At 47.0% G+C, this 2,630-nt stretch carries 2 protein-coding genes; one reads left to right on the top strand and one right to left on the bottom strand.

The window, feature by feature from the left end:
* The coding region (locus EO131_RS17260) for a hypothetical protein (protein ID WP_206512857.1) at positions 1-296 on the top strand (296 nt) is incomplete at its 5' end.
* A 597-nt stretch (positions 297-893) separates the two neighbouring features.
* On the opposite strand, the gene EO131_RS06445 is transcribed toward EO131_RS17260, so the two are convergent.
* The coding region (locus EO131_RS06445) for a BspA family leucine-rich repeat surface protein (protein ID WP_127020091.1) at positions 894-2,630 on the bottom strand (1,737 nt) is incomplete at its 5' end.

Below are 2,630 nucleotides of genomic sequence, written 5' to 3'. Positions count from 1 at the left end.
AACAGTTGGCAGTGAAGAATCTTTTTTGGGTAAAAGGTGAATGGTCAAGGGTTAATGTTCAATTAACAATGGACAATAAACAAAGGACAATGAACAATGTCATGTCGAGCGGTCACCCTGAGCGCAGTCGAAGGGGCAGTCGAGACATGCAAGGCAACGCAAGTTCGGTATTAAGGAGATTTCTCAATCGTCGCAAGGCTCCTCATGTCGAAATGACCACGCATCCTATTTTTTGGGCGAAGCAAAGAAACTTCTTTTGGTGTAGGGTAAAGGAACAATGGACAAATAACGGATAACGAGCAACCAAAAACGGTCCGCTTTACGACACGAATCCCACGAATTTTCTCGAATCAATTAAAACTGAACACTTAGCACTTAAAACTATTTCTTGGCTCCGTATTCTTGATTATTGGATTATTGGACTTTCGGATTCTTCGTTCTGATATCCGATGTCTGATGTCTGATGTCTGGAAAGTATCGACACGAATGCCACCAATTCACTCGAATCAATTAAAACTGAACATTTAGCACTTATAACTATTTCTTGGCTCCGTACTCTTGATTCTTGGATTTTTGGATGGTTGGATTCTTTGCTCTGTCCTCTGTTTTCTGACTGCTGATGTCTGGAAAGTATCGACACTAATTCCACGAATTTTCTCGAATAGTTACATGAGCAATGTAATTTTGCCCTTAACCCTTAACACTTAACACTTAACACTTAACACTTAACCTTTGATTTATGTCTGTTCTCCAAATTCTCACTACTAACAACTAACTACTAACTACTCAATACCCATATCTAAAATCTACCAAACAAAAACCACCGAAAAACCTTGCGGCCCTCCGGTGGCAAAACAATTCCAATAATGGAAGATTATCGGGAATTCGTTTAATTAGTTACATACTGGATTAACGATAAAGTTGCCTTCAAACGTCCATCCATAAGTCTGATCTAAAGTATTAGCAGCATCAAAAGCCTCTTGTCCACAAAAAGCAAGGCCATCTATTCCGATAACCATGTTAATAGGGGGATCATAGCCTTGGGTAGGAGTGGACCAACTTATCAACGTAGCATTCAAATTAGCAGGGGATAGTCCGCTGTTGTCCAGCATACCGGTCATATCGGTAACATTTCCAATGTTCCAACTTGCCAAACTTTGATCGAAGGCGCTCGCCCCCCAGAACATGTGGGACATATCGGTGACACCGACCACGTTCCAACCACTCAGATCTTGGTCAAAGGCAGTGGCCCCTTCGAACATACTTGACATATCGATGACATTGCCCAATTTATCGCCCCAACCACTCAAATCTTGGTCAAATGCTTTGGCCCCGGCGAACATGTCGGACATATTGGTCACATTGCTTACGTCCCAACCGCTCAAATCTTGGTTAAAGGCTGTGGCCGCGGTGAACATGCCGGACATATTGGTAACATTGCCCAATTTATCGGACCAACCGCTCAAATTTTGGTTAAAGGCTGTGGCCGCGGCAAACATGCCGGACATATTGGTCACATTGCCCAATTTATCGGCCCAACCACTGAGGTCTTGGTTAAAGGCAGTGGCACTATAGAACATGCCCTCCATACTAATCACATTGCTTACGTCCCAATTACCGATGGCCCCGTTAAAGGAAGTGGCCCCTTCAAACATGCGTGCCATATTGGTGACATTGCTAACGTCCCAATCGCTCAGATCAGCGTTAAAGGAAGAGGCGCCTAGGAACATGTAGGACATATCGGTAACCTTGGTAAGGTCCGGTACGCCCGTGGCGTTGTAGACCATGTTTTTAGCATTTCGAAACATTGAACTCATATCCTCCCATTGGGCGGTGCCCCATTGTTCCATGCCCACAAGAAAAGACGATGTTGAAAAAAAATTAGTATTAAATCCATTCAAATCCCCCTTGATGGCTACGGTGTAGGTGCCGGCGGATGTATAGAAATGGCTTTTGTATCCATCTATGTTCAAGTTCGTTTCCACTTGGCCATCGCCCCAATCTATGGTCAAATTGGAACCTTTTAATCTGAATTTAACTTCCTCGCCATCCGTATCCGTTTTCCAGGTGGTGATAAAGGAGGCGGGGTCGTCGAACAGGGTCTCCACCACGTTGGTCACGTTCACCTGTACGGTAAGGTCCACTTGGTTGGTACCGTCGTTTACCGTTACCACCAGCTCGTGGCTCTTGGCCGTTTCATAATCGAGGCTCATACTTGGTGCCAGGCTCAGTTCGCCTGTTTCGGTGATCTCGAACAGGTCGTTGTCGTTGGTCTTCATGGCAAAGGTCAGCGCATCGCCTTCGGGGTCGGTGGCCACCACCGTTCCGATCGCATCGGTGTCGGCAATGTCCTCTGCCACCGTGAACTTCTGTGCATCGCCCGTTGGATCCATGTTCTCCAATACGTTTATGGTGATCACAGCGCTCCGGGTGTTGGTGCCATCGTTCACGCTCACGGTAAGGGTGTGCTGTTGTGCGGCACCGTAGTCCATCTTCTTGCCCTCGATCAGGCTCAGTACGCCCGCGGCAGTGATCTCGAACAGGCCGGAGGCGTCCTCCTCGATCGTGAAGGTGCCCGTGGCCCCTCCGGGCACAAAGGCCTGTACGGTTCCGATCTCGGTGGCGGCGTC

This window comes from Flagellimonas beolgyonensis (assembly GCF_003992615.1).
In the GTDB taxonomy this organism is placed as follows: domain Bacteria; phylum Bacteroidota; class Bacteroidia; order Flavobacteriales; family Flavobacteriaceae; genus Flagellimonas; species Flagellimonas beolgyonensis.
The sequence above is the reverse complement of the archived record's forward strand: the minus strand, read 5'-3'. Positions and strand labels throughout refer to the sequence as shown.